The sequence below is a fragment of the Prevotella sp. oral taxon 376 genome, from assembly GCF_003043945.1.
GTDB lineage: Bacteria > Bacteroidota > Bacteroidia > Bacteroidales > Bacteroidaceae > Prevotella.
In genome coordinates, this window is record NZ_PYXG01000002.1 from 54,793 (window position 1) to 75,794 (window position 21,002).

Genomic DNA, 21,002 nt, shown 5'->3' on the forward strand with positions numbered 1-21,002 from the left:
GACTTTCAGACCTGATGCAAGGCTCCGGAAACGAATGAAAACAAACATATGGATGCAGCCATAGAGGTCGTTAAGAATATTTCTTGCTGATTTTATACTTGCTTCTGGAATCCACCGGAATTCGCTTGGCGTATTATTTTTCTTAAAAAATGCAAATAAAAGTATTATAATTGGATATTTTTGCTAAATTTGTCCAAAACACATAATGCCATGGCTATGAAACAACATAAACTGATTATAGCTCTTGGAGCTAATATGGATGCTGACGCAAATATTGACTTGGCTAAGATTCATTTGGGCAAGTTGTTTCCCGGGATAACCTTTTCGACAGTCATCTCTACCGAGCCCATCGGCATAGAGTCGGACGATTTTCTGAATTGTATCGCCGTGGGGAGCTGTGTCCATAACTATACTCAGGTGAATCGGGCGTTGCGGCACATAGAGAAAACCATGGGAAGCGGTAAAGGCGAGCACGGGAAAGGAATCGTGCGCATAGATCTCGACATCCTCTATTTTGATGATAAAAGGTATCACGAGGATGACTGGAAACGAAGTTATGTTCGCCAATTACTGACAGAAATGGGCGAGAAAGCCCTTATCTGGAAGCCCTGAAAGACTCCATGTTGACATAACGACGCTTCATCAGGCGATTGTAGATGTTGCGCAACCATAGCCGGCTGGTCGCAATGAAGAGCAGGCCTATCAGGAACATGATGAGATAAGACATGTCCTTGGACAATAGATTCTGCAGGATGTTGACCAGAATCATCGGTATGGCGAACGCGGAAATGGAGGCTGCCACGGAGAAATAGTTGTTATCTACATTTCCTTTTGCGATGAATTTCTCATTCAAGGGTATTGTCTGCTTATTGTAAACGGCCATCTGAAAGAGGATGAAGAACTGGAATCCCGCCGTGAAGACTCCGTAGGAAAGCAGCATGGCGATATCCCATTTGCCGGTAAAGACCGTCGGGAGCATCAGCAGGAACGGGAATATCAGCATGGCACAGTAAAAGATGTATTTGGCCTTCAGCAGGTTCAGGATGTTTTCTTTATGCACCATGAGGCCGTCTATGTAGTTGCCCTCGTTGCACATCACCTTGATAATGTTCATAGTTCCCAAGATGACGAAGCAGTAAATGCACCAAAAGTTGGAGGAGAAATCGCCGTCATACACATCTGTAAACGCAATCAGCAAGATGAAGAAGAAAACTGCAGCGGCACTCGAGATAAAACTTTTCCGTGGGTTCTTATTCCTTAAGATTGTTTTTATCTCGAGTTTCAGGTATTCGCCAATCTCCCCGTATTGGTCGAGGAATGAGAATCTGGTAACGCTGTGCAGCTTGGTAATTTCGACCTTTGCCAGTTCCTTCCAGACATGGGAGTACTGGATCTTCCTGTTGATGAAAAAGAGAGCGGTGAGCAGGGCAATGACCCCCAGGAGCGGAAGTGGATTCCCTCGTTCCATGAGGGTGCCGATGCCGGCATAAAGTTCAAAGAAGTTTTCCCATCCTTTCTTTTTACCAAGCTCCGAGAGGATGGGCGCAGCCATAATGGCATATACCGCAACGGGCAACAGCCACCATAGCTGGCTGTCGGTAATCTTGGTTCTGCATATCAGATACCATTGGCTGTTGGCAACGATGAGCAACCACCAGAAGAGCAGAAACACGAGAGTTGTCCAGATTGGGTAGCTGAAAATGAGCGACATCAGTGCATATGGAATCAGCAAGGTAAACCAAATGAGGTTGCTGCTATTCAGCATCGCGGTTCCCAAGAAAGTGTCGACACAGGCAAATTTGTGGATAGGTAGCACGATATAGGGCTTTACCAGCTGTGCGGGCGTTTGCTGTACCATGAACCGGAAGCCGAAATCAATGAGGAGGATGAAAGGTGCCAGTCCGAAGATAAACTCCAGCTGCGTAACGCTGGTGCTATCGTTTGCGACAAGGGAGAGCATGATCGCGATGAAAATCAGATATAGGAGCATGAGGGAAGAGCCAATGTAAATCATCACCTTTGCCGCCTTGTTTTGCCGATAGCTTAGCGCTCTCTTCTCCGCGAGTTTGCGATGCCTGCGCAATTCCTTGAATAATGCCAGTCTCTTCATGGGTGGGAGGTGTGTGTGTCTATCTTAAATCGATTACTTCCGCAGTAGGATAATCCTTGGCATTGAATGTAAACAGACTGTTCGGCAGTCTCTTCGCCTTGAAATTCGAGATGTTTATATCTGTCCAGTCCGAGCCTTGTCGCATGCGAATCTGGCTTGGTCTATAGCTTTTCTTGCCGATACGGATGTAGAGTTCCTGTACGGTTGCCGACTTGTTTTGTGCAGTCAGGTGAATCCAGTAGTTACTCCCCTTGTCGGTGATACCCATATTGTAGCCTGTCTTATACAGGGTGATGAACTTATAGGGGTTCATCCTCATTTGCTGGGCCTCGGTAGGATGGTTCACATTTACTTCATTGGTTTTCTTCATGTAGCTCCATTGGGTCTTGCCGTTATACCATACAATGGCTTCGGGAGTCGTTGCGTGGAACATGTTGCCTTTGATGGCGATGGCTCCGGTAACGCTTCCGTATTTCTTGCTTGTCAGTGAGAAGTCGGCACTTGCACCGTTTTTGCTGCCTACGACGGCAGCGGTCTTGTCAAGCACTTTTCTTGCTAAAGTGGCATTTTGTGCTCCCGATGTAAGGCCTGCCATCATCAGGAGCAGGCATATACTTAATTTCTTCGTCATGATTTCAGTTTTGCTAATATCTCGTTCAATGTGTTTTCGTCTTGTACAAGTACATCACGAGGCTTGCTGCCCATGGCCGATCCTACGATTCCTGCGGCTTCCAATTGATCCATCAATCGGCCGGCACGGTTGTAGCCGATGGCCAGACGGCGCTGGATCATGCTGGTAGAGCCCTGCTGGGTGAGTACGATTGCACGGGCGGCTTCCTCGAAATAGGGATCTACATTATTCATATTGGCTCCTCCGCCGCCATTGCCGCCAGCTCCTTCTTCCGACGGCTCCGGGAGTTCCATCGGTTCTATCGGACCGGGTTGGTCGGCCACAAAGTCGTTGATCCTCGCGATTTCAGGCGTGTCAACAAAGGCGCACTGCACGCGGACAGGCTCTCCGCCATTCAGGAAAAGCATATCGCCGCGGCCAATCAACTGGTCGGCACCTTTTGTGTCGAGGATGGTGCGGGAGTCGATCTGTGCCATTACCCGGAAGGCCATGCGCCCGGGGAAGTTAGCCTTGATGTTACCCGTGATGATCGTGGTCGTCGGGCGCTGGGTGGCTATTACCATGTGGATGCCCACGGCACGGGCCAGTTGGGCAATGCGGGCGATTGGAAGCTCGACCTCCTTTCCCGCCGTCATGATCAAGTCGCCGAACTCATCGATGATGACGACGATGTATGGCATGTATTCATGCCCCTTGGTAAGGTCAAGCTGATGGCTCAGGAATTTTTCATTGTAATCCTTTATCTTGTTAACTCCTGCCATCTTGAGGAGATCGTAGCGATAGTCCATCAGCTTGCACAACGAGTTCAGGGTGCGTACGACTTTCTGCACATCCGTGATGATGGGCTCTTCCTCATTCTCTGGGAGTGATGCCATGAAATGAGGGGCAATCTTATTGTATACGGAGAACTCAACTTTCTTAGGATCGATGAGGACGAACTTCAGCTCATTGGGATGCTTCTTGTAGAGGAGGGAGGTGATAATGGCATTCAGGCCGACAGACTTACCTTGGCCCGTTGCGCCCGCCACAAGCAGATGGGGAATCTTCGCGAGGTCGACCATAAACACCTCATTGGTGATGGTCTTACCCAGTGCGAGCGGCAAATCCATCTTGGCCTCCTTGAATTTCTTGGTTCCAAGGACGCTCTCCATCGACACGATGTTCTTTTTCTTGTTAGGAACCTCGATACCGATAGTGCCTTTCCCCGGAATCGGAGCTATGATACGAATGCCCAGCGCGGAAAGACTTAGGGCGATATCATCTTCCAGATTGCGAATCTTGGAGATTCTCATTCCTTCTCCCGGGGTAATCTCATAAAGGGTGATGGTTGGGCCAACAGTTGCCTTAATTTCCTTGATGGTAACGCCGAAGCTATTCAAGACTTGCACGATATGGGCATTGTTATCCTTGATTTCTTCCATATCAACCTGTGCCTTGTTGTCCGCTTCATACTTCTTTAGCAGGTCAAGGGTGGGGAACTTGTATCTTAAGAATGGCTCACGAGGGTCGATGGGGGTGCTCAAGTCTATGCCTGACATGACTTGGTTTCCCTTTACGCTTTCTTCACTCTTGGCAACTTCTATGGTAAGTTTATCGTTGTTTTCAGCTTGCGCTTCCTTGGGTGTTGGGATAAGATTAGCCTTTGTGCCCGCCATGTCTTCTTTTTGTATAACAGGATTTGGTGTCAGGTCTATCACCGAAGAGGTGGGCTCTGGGTCGGCGACTTCTCCCGCAGTGCTGTCAATATACTCTGGTTCATTGTTTTGGCCATTGTGATTGTTGGTAACCGTAAACTTAATTTTAGAAGTAATGTATCCGATGGGATTCAAGGCCTTGCGAATAACTTCTATGGTCTCGGCACTCAGATAAGTAAGGAATGCAATGGCCACGATAAGGAGCAATGCCGTGAGTCCCGGAGGGCCAATCATATCCTCAAGCCGCTGTACGCAGAAGAGCCCGTGGTTGCCACCAGGATTAAAGACCAGGTCGCCCATGAGCGGGGTAAGAAACTTGGCAAATGTTACCGAGCACCAAATCATTACGAGCATTGTGCCAAAGAACCATTTCCATAGGTTTATCTTCTGGTAGGCCTTTATAAGCTTCAGGGAAACCAGAATGGCAAATGCAGGAATCATGAATGCCGACAAACCGAAGTTCACCGTGATAAGGTTATAGGCGATGATGGCTCCTATCGACCCGCAATAATTGGTGAAAGTCTTGTTCGTATTTATCCATTCTCTGGGGCGAAGGCTTTCCAACAGGCTTTGATCTGCCTGTCCTGTCGAGAAGTAGGAAATCATAGCGATGATGGCATAGATTGCCAATGCCATCAGTAAAAGTCCTAAAATAAAGTCAGTTTTCTCGTTGCTGAATATATTGCTAAAGCCGACCGCCTCACCTACACTTCTCGGCTTACGCTCAGTTTTCTTTCTTGCCATTTGTTGGATGTTATTCTTTTTCCTTGCAAAAATAGTGGAAAAAAACCAGAATCGTTCATAATTTCGTAACTTTTTTCTAATTTTGCACATTGTTATAAACGAGTGATGAGAAAAATAATATATAATAAGTTTGATAAGAGAGCTATCACGGAGATGCCAACAGTCTCGTTTCCCGGCCGCATAATCACAATTATAAGTCCGGGCGAGACCCAGAAGGCGGTGGATTATCTGTTGTCGAAAGACATTCTGGGAGTTGATACGGAGACCCGCCCATCTTTCAGGAAAGGGGATAATTTCAAGGTATCGCTCCTGCAGGTATCCTCAAGGGACACCTGTTTCCTCTTCCGTTTAAACCGCACTGGGCTGACTCCCGCCATGGTAAAACTACTTGAGAATACCTCTGTTCCTATGGTTGGGCTTTCCTGGCACGATGATTTGCTGGCCTTGCATAAAAGGGCGGAGTTTAAGCCGGGATACTTCATAGACCTTCAGAACATAGTGGGGGAGCTTGGAATAGAGGATTTGGCTTTGCAGAAACTTTACGCCAACCTCTTCCATCAGAAAATAAGTAAGCGGCAAAGGCTTTCTAACTGGGAAGCAGATGTGCTGAGCGACAGACAAAAACAGTATGCCGCCACGGATGCGTGGACCTGTATAAATCTCTATGAAGAGATACTCCGATTGAAAAGAACAGGAGACTATGAACTCGTAAAAGTCCCTGAACCAGTTGTAGAACTAAAAGTATAGCGAAATGGCCAGATACAAGACCCTCCTATTGAAAAAGGGAAAGGAAGAAAGTTTGTTGCGTTTTCATCCTTGGATATTTTCCGGTGCAATCCAGGAAATGGATGAAGGAATCAAGGAAGGGGAAGTCGTTAGAGTCCTTACGAATCATGGTAATTTTATCGCGGTGGGACATTACCAGGTCGGTTCTATTGCCGTGCGCGTCCTGTCTTTTCGTGATATTGAGATCAATCAGGACTTCTGGGAAAGTCGTTTAAAGTCTGCCCTTCGGATGAGAATCAATATAGGTATTGCCGACAATCCGTCAAATAATACCTATCGACTGGTTCATGGTGAAGGCGACAACCTTCCGGGATTAGTGATAGATTGCTATGGAGAGACGGCGGTAATGCAGGCTCATAGTGTGGGGATGCACATGGGTCGTCAGCAGATATGCAATGCCTTGACGCAAGTGATGGGTGAAAGAATCCGGAATGTTTATTATAAGAGTGAGACGACGCTGCCCTATAAGGCAGGTTTGGGACAGGAGAACGGCTTTATTTATGGCGGTAGCAATGATGATATAGCTGTGGAAAATGGTCTGAAATTTCATGTGGATTGGCTGAAAGGGCAGAAGACGGGATTCTTTGTAGATCAAAGAGAAAACCGTGCATTGCTCGAAAGGTATGCAAAAAATCGCTCCGTCTTGAACATGTTCTGCTATACAGGGGGATTCTCGGTCTACGCAATGCGTGGAGGTGCAACCTTTGTTCATTCTGTAGACAGTAGCGCGAAGGCAATAGAACTTACCAATCAAAATGTTGGCTTAAACTTCCCTGATGACAAGCGGCACCAGGCCTTCTCTGAAGATGTCTTTAAGTATCTTGCCGCCAATGACGGTAAGTATGATCTGATAGTCTTGGATCCCCCGGCATTTGCCAAGCACCGCAGTGCATTACACAACGCATTGAAGGGATACATACGGCTCAATGTCAAAGGGTTGGAGCGTATCAAGCCGGGTGGAATCCTTTTTACCTTTAGTTGCTCGCAAGTGGTTACAAAGGAAAATTTCCGCAATGCGGTCTTTACCGCCGCCGCCCAGACAGGCAGGAAAGTGCGTATTTTGCATCAGTTGCATCAGCCCGCTGACCATCCTATTGATATCTATCATCCGGAAGGGGAATATTTGAAAGGCTTAGTTCTTTATGTTGAATAGAATCATAGAAAAATACATCTTTCAGAATAACCTTCTTCGAAAAGACGGGAAGTACCTCGTGGCTCTTTCGGGAGGTGCCGACAGTGTATCACTTCTATTGATTTTGAAATCCTTAGGCTATCAGATTGAAGCCGTTCACTGTAACTTTCATCTTCGTGGTGAAGAGTCGGATAGGGATGAACGGTTCTGTATCGACCTTTGTGTAGAGGAGGGCATTCCGCTCCATCGGGTTCATTTTGAAACCAAAAGCTATGCGGAGTTGCATAAAGTGAGTATCGAGATGGCCGCTCGAGAACTGCGGTATAAATATTTTGAACAACTTCGTAAGGATATACAGGCCGATGATATCTGTGTGGCTCACCATCGCGATGACAGCGTGGAGACAATTCTTCTGAATCTTGTGAGGGGAACAGGCATTCAGGGCCTTACCGGCATTGCTCCCAGAAACGGGCACATAGTCCGTCCGTTGCTTTGCGTCAGCCGTTTAGATTTGGAGGATTATCTTAGTCAAAGAGCCCAGAAGTTTGTAACGGACAGCACAAACCTTGTGGAGGATGTTCAGCGGAATAAGATTCGTTTGCGGGTGATACCTCTTTTGAAAGAAATCAATCCAAAAGCTGTTGAGAATATTTATAAAAGTAGTTTATACCTTAGAGAGGTGGAGAAAGCGGCTCTCAGTACGGTTAAGGACGGTCTTCTGGAGGGTAAAAAGATACTTTTCAAGCGCTTACGGGAAACCCCCTCTCCCGAGTTTAGTCTTTGGTATGTGTTGAAAGACTTTCATTTCTCGTCTTTTCAGATAGAAGAGATGCTTGAGGCCATTGGTTCCCAGAGTGGCAAGGAATGGCATTCAGACTCACATGTTGTGGTTACCGATCGAGATGGTTTTGTCATCGATAAAATCAAAAAGCAAGATTTCTTTTCAATGAAGATTATCGGAGAGGGTAGTTATATTCTCCCAAACAGTGGATTAAAACTGATAATCCGTTCAGTACCGAAGCCTGGGGACTTTAGGATAGACAAGAGCAAAACGGTGGCCATGCTTGATGCGGAGCTCGTGAAGTTTCCCTTGACCGTGAGGAATACCATAACCGGGGACAGCTTTGCTCCATTCGGAATGAAAGGGACGAAACTTGTGAGTGATTTTCTCACGGATTTAAAGAAAGATATTTTGTCGAAGCGGGAGCAACTTGTGGTAACAGATGTGAGTGGCAACATTCTCTGGATCATGAACGAAAGGCCCGATAATCGTTTCAGGATAACTGCAGAAACCAGGAATATCCTGATTCTCGAGATAGATTAAGTCCAGAATTCTTTCTCATCGGTAACTCTCATCTCGCCCGCACACCTCGGACAGGTGTACAGGTTCCATACCCTAATCTTATCACTTCCGCACCTTAGACAGAGTCTGCCTGTCTCTGTACTGTACGATGGAGCGACATCTCCGATGACCCCGCCTACCACAATGTTCTGGATGGTGTGGCATTCCGGGCAAGTCATAGGGGTAATGTGCTGGCCGAAGAGACCTTTTCCTTCGTAGACCTCCGCTTTGTATCCGCATTGCTCACAGATATAGGTCCTTTTCCATGCCATAGGCCTTTATATATTGTCTGGCCACCTTGATATAGTCGTGATGGCGCTTGATGTACTCCACCGATTGCTTTTTCAAAGGAATGATGCTTTCCGGGTGCAATACAAGATGTTCCAACTCATGGAAAACACTCTCATAAGAGGGTTGTATATTTACGATGGGGCGGAGTTCTTTTTCGTGCAAGATTTCATAATTCTCCGGTTCGCCGCCCCCGACCACGATGATGCCTTTGCTCATTGCTGCCAAGGCATTCATGGCCGGAGTATAGCTGTAGAGCTGATCGAGGATGACATCTGAGTCGTCCATCATGGTTTGGTATTCATGGAAAGGTATGCTTTCCGCGATTTTGAGCTTTGCTTTGTCGGGGTATTTGGCGACGATCTCTTTTGCGGCTTTCAACATGATATCCGTCCCTTTATACTCTGAACGCTCTTTATTGATGCCGATGAAAATGTTCAGTTTGTCATGCCGGGTGATGGAAGGCGTTTTCCCAAACCGTATCGGATAGGGAATGAAAGTGGTTTTTGAGGAGAAGTTGGGTTTATAACATGCATAATATTCGTATAGGCCGGCGATGATGCCATCACAGTCATTGGCTATATTCTTGTTTAAAGATTCTTTCGGAGTACTTGACCAGTCTGCTTTTTCTTTCAAGGCATCCGCATTCATGCGCAATTCATCTCCCATATTAAAGTCGCTATAGCGAAGAGGTTTCCGGGTACTGCATTCGTTCACCCAGTAATAATCCATGCCGAAAGCTCCCAGAAAGATTCTTTTGTTGTGTCTGCGGAGATATTTGTAGATGGGGGCTATTCGTTCTGCTTTTAATTCAAGAAACATGGGATTGATGAGTTGGACCGCATCGAATCCTCTCATCCGTGGAAGATATCCGAGCAGGCGGCATAGATATTGTAATCCGCCTATCGGTGTGAGCTTTCGCTCAAGGTTCCAGTCGCGTGGATAGTCTTTCCAGAAATCGCCGTTCGAGAGAACGACGACTTCGTGCCCCAATGCCCGGAGCCCCTCCGAAAGCGTCCAGTGCACACTGCTATATTCGCCTATGAGCAAGATCCTCATTTACCGGATGCCTATTAAAAGAATTCGTCTTCCGAGCCTGGAATTCACCATCTTTCGGAAAGTATTATACTTTTTGGAATACTTCTTGTCGGGCAGAGGGAAAAGATCTCTTCCTCGCAGGTTAGCGATGGTGTGCTCCAGTTGAGTTGCGGAGTGGGTCTCCTTGATCGTATTATATAACAAATCCATTGACAGTTGGTGAACTCTCCGCTCCAAGGCAATTCGCTCGCTTGACGGAAGTCTTTCCGATAACTCTTGCAGATGTGCGATAATCTGCATCGTGTCGTTAAGCCTTTTTTCCTTCATAGTCGGGTCAGGAGTGTTGGTTAGGGAATCTTTGCGCATGCGATAGAAATAGGCTTTGGCCTCCGCCTTATACAGTTTCTCGGCACGCAGAATGAGCTGAGGGGTAAACTCCTCGTCCTCATGGAGCAGATTCGGGGTAAAACGAAGCTTGCCAAGGATATCCTTTTTAAAGATATAGCCCCATGTCGCTGCTTTCATGTTGTGATTGTGAAGATAAGCGGTCCCGGTCAAAGGTCCTTCAAAGGCAAATGGAATTTCGGGCTGCGGCTTACTGGTCTCATCAAATAAGACGATGTCTGGATTGTGATATCTCACAATATCCAGGCAGTGCTCATAGGGGGCACGAAGAAGATAGTCGTCTCCGTCAACGAACTGGATATATTTCCCGTTGGCCATCTTGAGCCCGATATTGCGCGCGACAGAAAGCCCTTGGTTCTTCTGGCGTATATAGACCACCTCGTTTCTGTGGGCAATCAGGGCTTCCATGGTGGTCAGCGGAGAGATGTCAGACCCGTCGTCGACAAGAATTACTTCAATTTCCGAAGGACTTAGAGAGAGGCTAAAGATGCTTTGCAGGCATTCTTCGAGCATCTTTCCGGGTATATTATAATCGGTTATAATAAAACTGATTAGTGGATTCTGTGAAATATTTTGTGAAGTCTGCATAGATTTTTTAATCCTATTGATTGTTTCAGTTTCAGTTTCAAGCTGTCGTGATAGGGCAGAGAGACCAACTGGGGAACCCGGCCCGACAGGTCGTAGACATCAAGGACAATGTTGACGACATGCGCATAGTATTCGGAATCATGCCACAAAGGCAATATCCGATTATGAGCCTGTAAGAGAGCTTCGAGATCTTGGGGGGTAGCTCTCGCGGTGATACCCTCACCGTTATAGTAATAATTATAGAGTCCCACGGGAGTGGTAGCCACCTTTCTGCACCTTTGCAACAGTAGGGGGAGTACGGCTACATCCTCAAAGTTCCTGTCCTCGGGATATTTTATCCCGTCAAACAGCTTCCTCTTATAGATCTTGTTACAGGCATAGGCATGACGATAAGCTTTTCCCTTGAGCCAATAGGCTTTCATGTCGTCATATTCTTGTTGTGGAAACTGGACCACGCGTTGCTTTCGGGGATGTCCGATTCGTTCCGCGATGGGAAATTCAAGCAAGTCGTATTCCGGATGGGCGTCAATCATCTCCATAAGCCTGGCAAGGCTTTGAGGGGCAAGGGTGTCGTCGCTGTCGACGAAGGTGATATAGTCTCCCTTGGCCAAGGCGACCCCAGAGTTTCGGGCACATCCCAGTCCTCCGTGGCTCTGGTGGATAACCCGAATCCTGGTATCGGCTTCCGCGAGGTCATCGCAAATGCTCGGACAAGCGTCAGGCGACTCGTCATCTATCAGAATTATCTCCATGTCAGGATAGTTCTGCCCCAGAATGCTCCCCACGCAGCTACGAAGAGTCTTCTCGGTGTTGAAAACAGGTATGACGACAGTCAGCTTCATATATGCAAAGATAGTGAAAATCCTGGAAATATAGTTTATGTTTCGTGATTTTTATACTAAAACATGCAATTCTTCGTTCATATTTCAGATGGAGAACCAGGAAGCTAATTATCACCATATCCTTAAGTATACCGGAATCTTCGGAGGTGTAGAAGGGATCAACATATTGGTCGGGGTCATTCGCAACAAGCTTGTCGCGATGATTCTCGGGCCAAATGGAATGGGGCTGGTTTCCCTTTTTAATTCTACCGTCAAGCTCCTTTCCGATTCCACGAACTTTGGCATTGCCATGAGCGGAGTGAAGCAAATCTCGGAGGACTACGACCCGCAGGAAGAAAAGGCGAAGCGGGAAGCCTCCGTGTCCCTGATTCGTTCGTGGGCCTTTCTTACCGCATTGCTGGGCATGGCGCTGTGCGTCGTGTTGAGTCCGCTGCTCAATCGGTGGACTTTTAATTGGGGCGACCACACCTTGCATTTCATTTTTCTCTCTCCGGTCGTGGCATTGATGGCTATAACAGGAGGTGAAGCCGCCATCCTGAAAGGACTGCGGCAGCTGAAAAGTCTCGCCAAGATTTCCGTGTATAATGTCGTCGGGGCATTGATAACGAGTGTTCCCATCTATTATTTCTATGCGGAGTCGGGAATAGTTCCTTCTCTTTTTGTCATGGCATTGATAGAGATGCTTCTTACCATAGGGTTCTCCTACAGGCTTTGCCCGCCTCGCCTGTCGTTCAACAGGCAGTTTCTGCGGAAAGGCATGAATATGATTAAACTGGGAGGGGCTTTTGTCCTGGCAGGGATTATGGGCAGCGGAGCGGAGTTCATCATCCGCTCTTTCCTCAACAATGCCGGCTCTCTTGAGACGGTTGGTCTCTATAATGCGGGATATATGATGATCATGACCTATGCGGGAATGGTCTTCTCGGCGATGGAGACCGACTATTTTCCCCGCCTTTCCTCTATTCAAGGCACAGGGTTCTCATTAAATACCTGTGTCAACAGGCAGATAGAGGTGAGCATCTTGTTAATTTCCCCGCTGCTTGTAGCATTGATGGTCATCATTCCCATCCTCTTGCCCCTGCTCTATAGTGGAGAGTTTATCTTCGCGAGGGGGATGATACAGGTGGCAATCTTTGCCATGTATTTGCGGGCCATCACCCTCCCAATAGCCTATCTGCCGTTGGCAAAGGGCGACTCGGTATCGTATCTGCTGATGGAGGCAGTCTACGACATTGCCGTGGTCTTGCTCGTTATTTGGGGTTTTAAGGCCTGGGGGCTCTGGGGAGCCGGACTTGCGCTCGCCTTGGCATCGCTTCTGGAGCTGATGGTGCTGTGTGTCTATATGCGTTGGAAGTATGGCTATCGGTTAGGGAGCTCTGTGCTCAAGTATGCTTCCATACAGTTCTTGCTGGGGCTGATGTCGTATGGAGCCGTGTGTCAAGGCAATCCCGTCGTCTATTGGCTGCTGGGTGGAGCCTTGCTCGGCGCAAGCCTGTCTTATTCCGTCGCGGTCTTGAAGAGCAAGACGCACCTGTGGGAATCATTGAAGAGGAGGATAAAGCGATGAGCCGACCCGTTTGCACCATACTCGTAGCGGCCTATAACGCGGAGAAATATATAGGGAAATGTCTTGACTCATTGTTGGGTCAGACCTTACAGGATATAGAGGTGATAGTCATTGATGACAAGTCGACCGACCGAACACGGGAAATCATAGCTCGATATGCCGCCGGAAATAGCTGTGTCCACTCCTTGTTCTTGGAGGAGAACCGGGGACAGGCTCATGCCCGGAACGCCGGCCTGAAAGTGGCAAATGGAAACTATATCTGCTTTTTGGACTCGGATGACTGGCTGGCCGCGGACGCACTTCAACAGGCTGTTGAGGTTTTTGAATCTAATCCACTGGCGGACTGCGTGTTATTTAATGTTATAAATTATTATTCAGAGACCCTTCAGGAGACTTATCCCATGCCTCCTTTCGAGGTGATGGACGGACAGGAAGCCTTCGAGAAAAGCCTTTCATGGACTATCCACGGAGTGTATATGGTCAGAACGGATATTCATAGGCGGTATCCTTATGATGAAACATGTCGCAGCTATAGTGATGACAACACGACGCGGCTGCATTATTTGGCCGCGAGAGAGGTGCGTTTTTGTGAAGGTAAATATTTTTACAGACAACACCCAGATTCCTCAACTCATAAGATTGGCACGGGCCGCTATGACTATCTGAAAGCGAACGCACACATGAAGGCGATGCTGGAGGAGATGAACTGCGGAGACCGCATCCTAAATCTTTATGAAAATGAGCGGTGGCAGAATGTCGTGGGCCTCTACATGTTTTATTTCAAGCATCGGAACAAATTGTCGCAGGCGGATAATGAGTATGGTCTTCGCGAGATAAAGCATGCGTGGAAGTCCATAGATACGCGGCGGCTTGCCTGCAAGAACAAAATTAAGTTTGGCTATATTCCCATGCGCCATCCCGCTTGCTGGCCGCTGTTTCGCCTGCAGGAGGAAGCCTACTTCACCCTTCGGAAACTCATCGGGCATCTGTAGAGATGGCTGGCGGAGATGTTACAAGCCGTGTGTAACGCCATTACACGCTGTTTGTAACATCATTACACGCGGCTTGTAATCGGGCTATATGCGGCCTGTAACCATTCGGTTGGATACTGCCGAAATCGGGAAAAGCCTGTTTTTTTCAACTTTCCAGCGTTAATCGTGTTTAAAAAAAGCGGCTTGCTCTTGCATATTAAAAGATAATTCAATATCTTTGTGAGCAAATTACAGAAAATGATAACACTCGTAATTACCGCAATCCTGATATTCGCATTCGTATTGATAGCCACGGAGAGGCTTACCAATATCAACAAGGCTGCTGTCGCGATCTTTGCGGGAACTGTGTGTTGGATGGTGTATATCGCTTACGGGACTGACTTTGTGATGGCCAGGCATGCCCCGGAGTACTCAAGTTTTTTGGAAGGGGCCGTTGCCAATAGCAGTGCCGTCAAGGAGTATATAGCGAGGAATGTCTTCCTGAAATATGTCGGCAGGGCTTCCGAAATTGTCCTCTTTCTGTTGGCGACGATGTCTATCGTTGAAATTCTGGATAACAATGGCTGCTTTGATTTTATCCGCCAGTTGCTAAGAACGCGGAGGAGCCGGAAAATGTTGTGGACGATTGCCATCGTTACCTTTGTCATTTCCGCCAATCTCGATAATCTTACTACGACCGTGATGATGCTTACCATCATGCACGGAATCATCCCGAACCGTAGGCAGAGGATGCTCTATGGCTCGGTCATCGTGATTGCTGCCAACTACGGAGGAGCCCTGACGGTTATCGGCGATTCGACGGGACTGCTGCTGTGGAATTCCGGCCTTGTTTCCGCCACTGATTTCTCGATGTCCCTCTTGCTGCCCTGCCTGATAGCATGGGCATTGCCGACATGGTGGCTCGGGCGCAGTCTGCCGGAGCGGGTGGAAACAGATTTCGCCACGATGCCTTATCGTGGCGACGACACAAGGCTGAATATCTGGCAGCGTCTGCTGATGCTCTTCGTCGGCATTGGCGGGCTGTGGTTCATTCCGTCGTTTCACAGTATCACGAAGCTGAGCCCGTTTATCGGCGCCTTATGCGTGCTTTCGGTGCTCTGGATCGTGAATGAAGTTGTCAACAGGAAACTCCTTGCGGCCGATGCCAATATACAGCGCAGGATGCCGAGGGTCTTTCAGTATGGGATCATCCAGATGATGCTCTTCGTGATGGGCATTATGCTGGCAGTGGGGGCGGTGAATGAAACCGGTGCCATCGACTGGCTTTGGGCGCAGCTTGAGGCGCAGATACATAATGTCTGGGTATACGGCATGGCTGCAGGATGCATATCGTCGGTTCTCGATAGTTTCGCGACCTCGCTGAGCTTCATCACTCTGAATCCGTCTGCGGAGATGAATGCGGATTATTGGAAAATCATCGCGTTCTGTTCGGCGATGGGCGGAAATTTGCTTTGCATCGGTTCTATAAGCGGCTTGGCGCTGCTGAAGGCAGAGCGTCTGCATGTGGGATGGTATTTCATGCATGTGGGGCAGAAGTGCCTTGTGGGCGGCTTGGTTGGACTATTGACAATGTACTTTATTTTGTAAAACATAAATTGAGACATGGGGAAGATTAAAACGATAGGAATCCTGACCTCTGGAGGCGACGCTCCCGGAATGAATGCCGCCATCAGGGCGGTAACAAGAGCCGGTATATGTAATGGATTCAAGATCAAGGGCGTCTATCGTGGTTATGATGGATTGATAAATGGGGAAGTGAAGGATTTCACCACGGAGAATGTGAGTGGCATTATCTTGTCGGGCGGTACGATCCTGAAAACGGCCCGTTCAAAGGAATTCATGACCGACGAGGGCAAACAGAAAGCTTATGAAACCATGCGGCGAGAGGAGATAGACGCCCTGGTGGTTATTGGTGGAAACGGCTCGCTGACCGGTGCAATGGAATTCGCGGCGATGTTTGATGTTTGTTGTATCGGACTTCCGGGTACGATAGACAACGATCTCTACGGCACTGATTCTACCATTGGATATGATACGACCCTGAATACGATAGTGGAATGCGTCGACCGCATCCGCGATACGGCCCAAAGCCACGAGCGTATCTTTTTCGTGGAAGTCATGGGGCGTGATGCCGGCTATCTGGCACAGAACAGCGCCATTGCGTCGGGAGCGGAGGCGGCGATTATCCCTGAGGATTCCACCGATGTCGACCAGTTGGCACAATTCATGGAGCGCGGCATTCGCAAAAGCAAGCGTTCCTGCATCGTAATCGTCTCGGAAAGTCCAAAGTGCGGGGCTCTCTATTATGCCGATCGCGTGAAAAAGGAGTTCCCGGAGTATGATGTCCGGGTGTCGATTCTCGGCCACTTGCAACGGGGGGGGCGCCCGTCTGCCCATGACCGTATACTGGCTTCCCGTACAGGGGTAGGGGCCATAGAGGCCATCCTCCAGGGACAGCGCAATATCATGGTGGGAGTGAGAAACAATGAGGTGGTTTACATCCCTCTTTTGGAGGCCATTCGCTCCGACAAACCGTTTGACAGAAAACTGATAAAGGTGCTCGATGAATTGAGTATTTAGAAAAAGTGGGGAAAGGTTTTGCTCGCTTGGATTAATTTTTTTATCTTTGCAGACAAGTCCACGAACGGATTATATCAAAAACAAACATATTAACAATAAAGTTTATGGCACAAATTAACGGACGCATTTCTCAGATTATCGGTCCTGTCGTCGATGTTTACTTCGATACTAAAGGAGAAGATCCGGAGAAGGTGCTCCCAAAGATTTATGAGGCTCTGAAGGTGAAACGCTTTGACGGCCGCGACTTGATAATCGAGGTGCAGCAGCACATTGGTGAGGACACGGTGCGTTGTGTGGCAATGGACAATACGGATGGCTTGCAGCGCGACCTGGAAGTTGTTCCGACGGGAAGTTCGATTACGATGCCGGCTGGAGAACAGATCAAGGGCCGTATGATGAATGTCATCGGGGCCCCGATAGATGGCATGGCACCTTTGAATATGGAGGGAGCTTATCCCATCCATCGTGAAGCACCGAAGTTTGACGAGCTTTCTACGCATAAGGAGATGTTGGCCACAGGTATTAAAGTCATCGATCTGCTTGAGCCTTATATGAAAGGCGGTAAGATTGGTTTGTTTGGCGGAGCTGGAGTAGGAAAGACCGTTCTGATCATGGAGCTCATTAACAATATCGCCAAAGGGCATGACGGATATTCAGTGTTTGCCGGCGTGGGTGAGCGCACCCGTGAGGGAAACGACTTGATTCGGGATATGCTGGAGTCCGGTGTCATTCGTTATGGTGAGAAATTCAGAAAGGCCATGGACGAAGGTAAGTGGGATCTTTCGCTGGTCGACTCAGAAGAACTGTCGAAAAGTCAGGCCACGCTGGTCTATGGGCAGATGAATGAACCTCCCGGAGCTCGTGCCTCGGTAGCACTTTCGGGGCTAACCGTCGCGGAGGAGTTTCGCGATCACGGAGGCAAGAATGGGGAACCGGCCGACATTATGTTCTTTATTGATAATATCTTCCGTTTTACACAGGCAGGTTCCGAGGTCTCTGCGCTGCTTGGCCGTATGCCTTCAGCAGTGGGTTATCAGCCCACTTTGGCATCAGAAATGGGTGCCATGCAGGAAAGAATCACATCGACAAAGCGAGGTTCTATCACCTCGGTGCAGGCAGTCTATGTGCCGGCAGATGACCTGACAGACCCTGCTCCCGCGACCACTTTCACTCATCTGGATGCAACGACAGAACTCTCGCGTAAGATAACGGAGCTTGGTATCTATCCGGCGGTAGACCCTCTGGGCAGCACATCGCGTATTCTTGACCCGCTGATCGTGGGTAAGGAGCATTATGATTGCGCCCAGCGTGTAAAGCAGTTGTTGCAGCGTTATGCGGAAGTGCAGGATATTATTGCCATCCTCGGTATGGACGAGCTTTCTGATGAGGATAAGCTGACGGTGGCAAGAGCCCGCCGGGTTCAGCGTTTTCTCTCTCAGCCGTTTGCCGTTGCGGAGCAGTTTACGGGTGTCCCGGGTGTGATGGTAAGCATTGAGGATACCATTAAAGGCTTCAACATGATTATGGACGGTGAAGTTGACGATCTTCCGGAACAGGCATTCTTGAATGTAGGAACGATAGACGACGCCATTGCCAAGGGCAGGAAGCTGTTAGAGGCCGCGAAGGGATAAGCTCAAGGATTCTGACTATGTTGAATTTAAAGATTATATCTCCTGAAAAGATACTCTTCAGTGGTGAGGTGGAAAGTGTGCTCGTGCCTGGTACTGTCGGAGAATTTGAAATTCTTAAGGATCATGCACCCATTATTTCAACCTTGGAGAAGGGACGGGTGGTTTATACAACTGCCAACGGAAAACGGCAATTGAATATACAGGGAGGTTTCGTAGAGGTGAAACGGAATGAGATCTCTTTGTGTGTAGAAATGTAAGGAGCGTTTGCTATGCTAACCCCGGAGAATATAGACTCTATATACCGTTTATATAATAAGGTGTCGTTGTGGCTGATTGCTGCGGCCTTGCTGGTTGGCCTGCTGGTTATGCAGGTTACTTCAGATCTGCGTTTGGTGAACAGTTTGCTCTTTACGGCTGCTTATTCACTTGTAGTTACGCTCATCTACGGAATATGCTGGAAATCCTTAGCCCGTCGTTCTTTGAATGTGCTGACCCATTTCTATATGGCAGCCTCGGCTTTGAGGATGATATTGGCACTGGTCGTTGTGCTTGCAGGGATGGCCATATTGCGCGATTCCAAACCACAGTTATTGGGATTTGTAGGTATTTTCGTGAGTTTCTACTTGCTATTACTCATCTTCGATTGCCTGTTTTTTGCAAGAGTCGAGAAAAATAAAAAGATTAATAAATAAGAGAAAGGTATGAAATCAATCAAACAATATCTCCTTGTGTTGCTATTGACTCTGGTGGCCTTGCCTTCGTTCGCAGGCAAACAGGACATTAACATGAAGGAAATCTTGTGGGGACATATCAAAGATTCTTATGAATGGCATATTACCAATATTGGCGATGAGCCTATTGTAATCCATCTTCCCATAATCGTGAAGAGCTCTACAGGGTGGCATGTGTTCTGCAGCAGCCAGTTCTCGGAGGAGAAGGATGCAGGGGGTAATCGCCCCGGACCTTACGGACTTTATATTAAGAATGCCGATGCAGAGACTTATCCGAATAAGATTTGCGAATCGGTGAATGGTCAGGAAGTTCGTCCGCTAGATATATCCATAACCAAAACGGTCGTGGTCTTGTTTATCGATGCTTTCGTCTTACTCCTGTGTATCTTGCTGCCGGCTCGTTGGTGTAGACGACATAAAATAGATGATCCTGCTCCTCGAGGTTTTACAGGACTGATGCATATGTTTGTTATGTATGTCTATGATGAAATCATCCAGCCCATAATGAAGGAGGAATCGACAAAGTACGCTCCCTATCTGCTTACTTGCTTCTTTTTTATATTTGTGGCTAATATCATGGGAATAATCCCGTTCCCACCGGGAGGAGGTAATCTGACCGGTAATATTGCTTGTACCACGTTCTTGGGTGTATGTACTTTCCTAGTAACAAACATTACGGGAACGAAGGAATACTGGAAGGAAATCTTCTGGCCCGAAGTGCCGACTTGGCTGAAAGTGCCCGTTCCCTTAATGCCAATCATAGAGGTTGTGGGCATCTTTACGAAACCTCTGGCATTGATTATCCGACTCTTTGCCAACATGATGGCAGGCCATGCCATCGCCTTGACTTTTGCGGGGATGATCTTTATCGTGTTCCACCTTACAGAGAGTGATCTCGTTAACACCTTAGCAGGCTCTGGAATGTCTGTGATCAGTGTGGCGTTAAGTGTCTTCATGATGCTTCTAGAGATCCTTGTGAGCTTCATTCAGGCCATGGTCTTCACGATGCTGAGCGCAATATTCATATCTATGGCTCATGTGAAGGAAAGTACAGAAGAGGCGTAGTCTCATCAGATAGAAAAGAAATAGATTATAAACAATTTTAAAATTACAGTTATGTTATCATTATTATTGGCAGCAGAAGTTGCAAAATTGGGTGGCGCCTTGGGCGCAGGTCTTGCGGTAATCGGTGCAGGTCTTGGTATCGGTCGTATTGGAGGTCAGGCTATGGATGCCATGGCTCGTCAGCCAGAGAAGATGGGCGACCTTCGTTCTTCAATGATCGTTGCGGCAGCATTGGTTGAGGGTGTAGCCTTCTTGGCTGTTATTGTGGCTTTCCTTGCCGTCGTTATGTAGCCTGAAGAATTTATTCTCAACATTAACCCCAAGATATGGATTTATTACTTCCAGATAGTGGCTTGTTGTTTTGGATGACCATCGTCTTCGCCATTGTCTTCGTTGTCTTGTTGTTCTGGGGATTCCCAGCAATCATCAAGATGGTGAATGACCGAAAGACCTTTATAGACGATAGCCTGCAAAAGGCTCATATGGCCAACGAAAAACTTGCCGGTATACAAAAAGAGGGTGAATCCATTTTGCGCAAAGCACAGGAACAGCAATCCGTGATTTTAAAGGAGGCTGCTGGCACTCGTGATACGATCATCGCACAGGCAGAAGATAAGGCAAGGACAGAAAGTGCCCGCCTCATATCAGAAGCGAAGGCAGAAATCGAGATTGAGAAACAAAACGCAATTCGTGATATTCGTTCGCAAGTTGCAGAGCTCTCTGTTCTGGTTGCCGAGAAGATTGTCAAGGAACAACTCAGTAGCGATGCGGCGCAGATGGATTTAGTGAATCGATTACTGGATGAAATCTCTGTGAATCAAAAGTCGGAATAATAG

At 47.8% G+C, this 21,002-nt stretch carries 21 protein-coding genes; 14 read left to right on the plus strand and 7 right to left on the minus strand.

Going from position 1 to position 21,002, the window contains the following annotated elements; all coding sequences use genetic code 11:
- Positions 1–216: 216 nt before the first annotated feature.
- A complete protein-coding gene (locus C7120_RS09690; protein WP_158267370.1) occupies positions 217–612 on the plus strand; it encodes a 2-amino-4-hydroxy-6-hydroxymethyldihydropteridine diphosphokinase in 396 nt (131 codons plus the stop codon).
- Here the strand turns inward: C7120_RS09690 and C7120_RS09695 are convergent.
- From C7120_RS09695 to C7120_RS09705, 3 genes are read right to left on the minus strand one after another with little or no spacing between them, the layout of a single operon-like run.
- The gene (locus tag C7120_RS09695) at positions 596–2,110 is read right to left on the minus strand and encodes a DUF5687 family protein (RefSeq protein WP_107621501.1); all 1,515 of its coding nucleotides are present in this window, start codon (positions 2,108–2,110) and stop codon (positions 596–598) included. The two genes, C7120_RS09690 and C7120_RS09695, sit on opposite strands and share 17 nt — an antisense overlap.
- A gap of 19 nt (positions 2,111–2,129) precedes the next feature.
- A complete protein-coding gene (locus tag C7120_RS09700; RefSeq protein ID WP_107621502.1) occupies positions 2,130–2,741 on the minus strand; it encodes a LolA-like putative outer membrane lipoprotein chaperone in 612 nt (203 codons plus the stop codon).
- The gene (locus C7120_RS09705; RefSeq protein WP_107621503.1) at positions 2,738–5,179 is read right to left on the minus strand and encodes a DNA translocase FtsK; all 2,442 of its coding nucleotides are present in this window, start codon (positions 5,177–5,179) and stop codon (positions 2,738–2,740) included. The genes C7120_RS09700 and C7120_RS09705 overlap by 4 nt, the downstream gene beginning before the upstream one ends.
- Before the next feature lie 105 nt (positions 5,180–5,284).
- On the opposite strand from C7120_RS09705, the gene C7120_RS09710 reads away from it, so the two are divergent.
- The 3 genes from C7120_RS09710 to tilS are packed head-to-tail and all read left to right on the plus strand — an operon-like array spanning position 5,285 to position 8,421.
- Complete coding sequence (locus tag C7120_RS09710) at positions 5,285–5,926, plus strand: 3'-5' exonuclease (RefSeq protein ID WP_107621504.1); 642 nt, start codon at positions 5,285–5,287, stop codon at positions 5,924–5,926.
- A gap of 4 nt (positions 5,927–5,930) precedes the next feature.
- A complete protein-coding gene (locus C7120_RS09715) occupies positions 5,931–7,118 on the plus strand; it encodes a class I SAM-dependent rRNA methyltransferase (protein ID WP_107621505.1) in 1,188 nt (395 codons plus the stop codon).
- Positions 7,108–8,421 (plus strand): tRNA lysidine(34) synthetase TilS, encoded by a 1,314-nt coding sequence (gene tilS / locus C7120_RS09720; RefSeq protein WP_107621506.1) that lies wholly within the window; start codon positions 7,108–7,110, stop codon positions 8,419–8,421. Before C7120_RS09715 ends, tilS begins: the two co-directional genes overlap by 11 nt.
- Here the strand turns inward: tilS and C7120_RS09725 are convergent.
- The 4 genes from C7120_RS09725 to C7120_RS09740 are packed head-to-tail and all read right to left on the minus strand — an operon-like array spanning position 8,418 to position 11,600.
- Positions 8,418–8,711 carry a hypothetical protein gene (locus C7120_RS09725; protein ID WP_107621507.1) on the minus strand — a complete coding sequence of 98 codons (294 nt, stop codon included), beginning with the start codon at positions 8,709–8,711 and terminating at the stop codon, positions 8,418–8,420. The genes tilS and C7120_RS09725 overlap by 4 nt on opposite strands.
- Positions 8,683–9,786, minus strand: a complete 1,104-nt coding sequence (locus tag C7120_RS09730) for a glycosyltransferase (protein WP_107621508.1) — start codon at positions 9,784–9,786, stop codon at positions 8,683–8,685. Before C7120_RS09730 ends, C7120_RS09725 begins: the two co-directional genes overlap by 29 nt.
- The gene (locus tag C7120_RS09735) at positions 9,787–10,758 is read right to left on the minus strand and encodes a glycosyltransferase (protein WP_107621509.1); all 972 of its coding nucleotides are present in this window, start codon (positions 10,756–10,758) and stop codon (positions 9,787–9,789) included.
- Positions 10,722–11,600, minus strand: a complete 879-nt coding sequence (locus C7120_RS09740; protein ID WP_107621510.1) for a glycosyltransferase family 2 protein — start codon at positions 11,598–11,600, stop codon at positions 10,722–10,724. The genes C7120_RS09735 and C7120_RS09740 overlap by 37 nt, the downstream gene beginning before the upstream one ends.
- Before the next feature lie 88 nt (positions 11,601–11,688).
- Here C7120_RS09740 and C7120_RS09745 point away from each other — a divergent pair, with 88 nt between their 5' ends.
- The 10 genes from C7120_RS09745 (at position 11,689) to atpF (ending at position 20,999) form a co-directional block, all read left to right on the plus strand.
- Positions 11,689–13,167 carry an oligosaccharide flippase family protein gene (locus tag C7120_RS09745; RefSeq protein ID WP_107621511.1) on the plus strand — a complete coding sequence of 493 codons (1,479 nt, stop codon included), beginning with the start codon at positions 11,689–11,691 and terminating at the stop codon, positions 13,165–13,167.
- A complete protein-coding gene (locus C7120_RS09750; RefSeq protein ID WP_369916869.1) occupies positions 13,134–14,159 on the plus strand; it encodes a glycosyltransferase family 2 protein in 1,026 nt (341 codons plus the stop codon). Before C7120_RS09745 ends, C7120_RS09750 begins: the two co-directional genes overlap by 34 nt.
- A 240-nt stretch (positions 14,160–14,399) precedes the next feature.
- Positions 14,400–15,746 (plus strand): SLC13 family permease, encoded by a 1,347-nt coding sequence (locus C7120_RS09755; protein WP_107621920.1) that lies wholly within the window; start codon positions 14,400–14,402, stop codon positions 15,744–15,746.
- Positions 15,747–15,761: 15 nt separating this feature from the next.
- Positions 15,762–16,739, plus strand: a complete 978-nt coding sequence (pfkA, locus tag C7120_RS09760; RefSeq protein ID WP_107621513.1) for a 6-phosphofructokinase — start codon at positions 15,762–15,764, stop codon at positions 16,737–16,739.
- Between the two features lie 104 nt (positions 16,740–16,843).
- The gene (gene atpD / locus C7120_RS09765; RefSeq protein ID WP_107621514.1) at positions 16,844–18,370 is read left to right on the plus strand and encodes a F0F1 ATP synthase subunit beta; all 1,527 of its coding nucleotides are present in this window, start codon (positions 16,844–16,846) and stop codon (positions 18,368–18,370) included.
- A gap of 17 nt (positions 18,371–18,387) precedes the next feature.
- Positions 18,388–18,627, plus strand: a complete 240-nt coding sequence (gene atpC / locus C7120_RS09770) for an ATP synthase F1 subunit epsilon (RefSeq protein ID WP_107621515.1) — start codon at positions 18,388–18,390, stop codon at positions 18,625–18,627.
- Between the two features lie 66 nt (positions 18,628–18,693).
- Positions 18,694–19,062 carry a hypothetical protein gene (locus C7120_RS09775; protein ID WP_146154253.1) on the plus strand — a complete coding sequence of 123 codons (369 nt, stop codon included), beginning with the start codon at positions 18,694–18,696 and terminating at the stop codon, positions 19,060–19,062.
- 9 nt (positions 19,063–19,071) lie between these two features.
- Complete coding sequence (atpB, locus tag C7120_RS09780; RefSeq protein WP_107621517.1) at positions 19,072–20,166, plus strand: F0F1 ATP synthase subunit A; 1,095 nt, start codon at positions 19,072–19,074, stop codon at positions 20,164–20,166.
- 51 nt (positions 20,167–20,217) lie between these two features.
- Positions 20,218–20,457, plus strand: coding sequence for an ATP synthase F0 subunit C (atpE, locus tag C7120_RS09785; protein ID WP_107621518.1), 240 nt, complete (start codon positions 20,218–20,220; stop codon positions 20,455–20,457).
- A 35-nt stretch (positions 20,458–20,492) separates the two neighbouring features.
- The gene (gene atpF, locus C7120_RS09790; RefSeq protein ID WP_107621519.1) at positions 20,493–20,999 is read left to right on the plus strand and encodes a F0F1 ATP synthase subunit B; all 507 of its coding nucleotides are present in this window, start codon (positions 20,493–20,495) and stop codon (positions 20,997–20,999) included.
- The last annotated feature ends 3 nt before the right edge of the window (positions 21,000–21,002 follow it).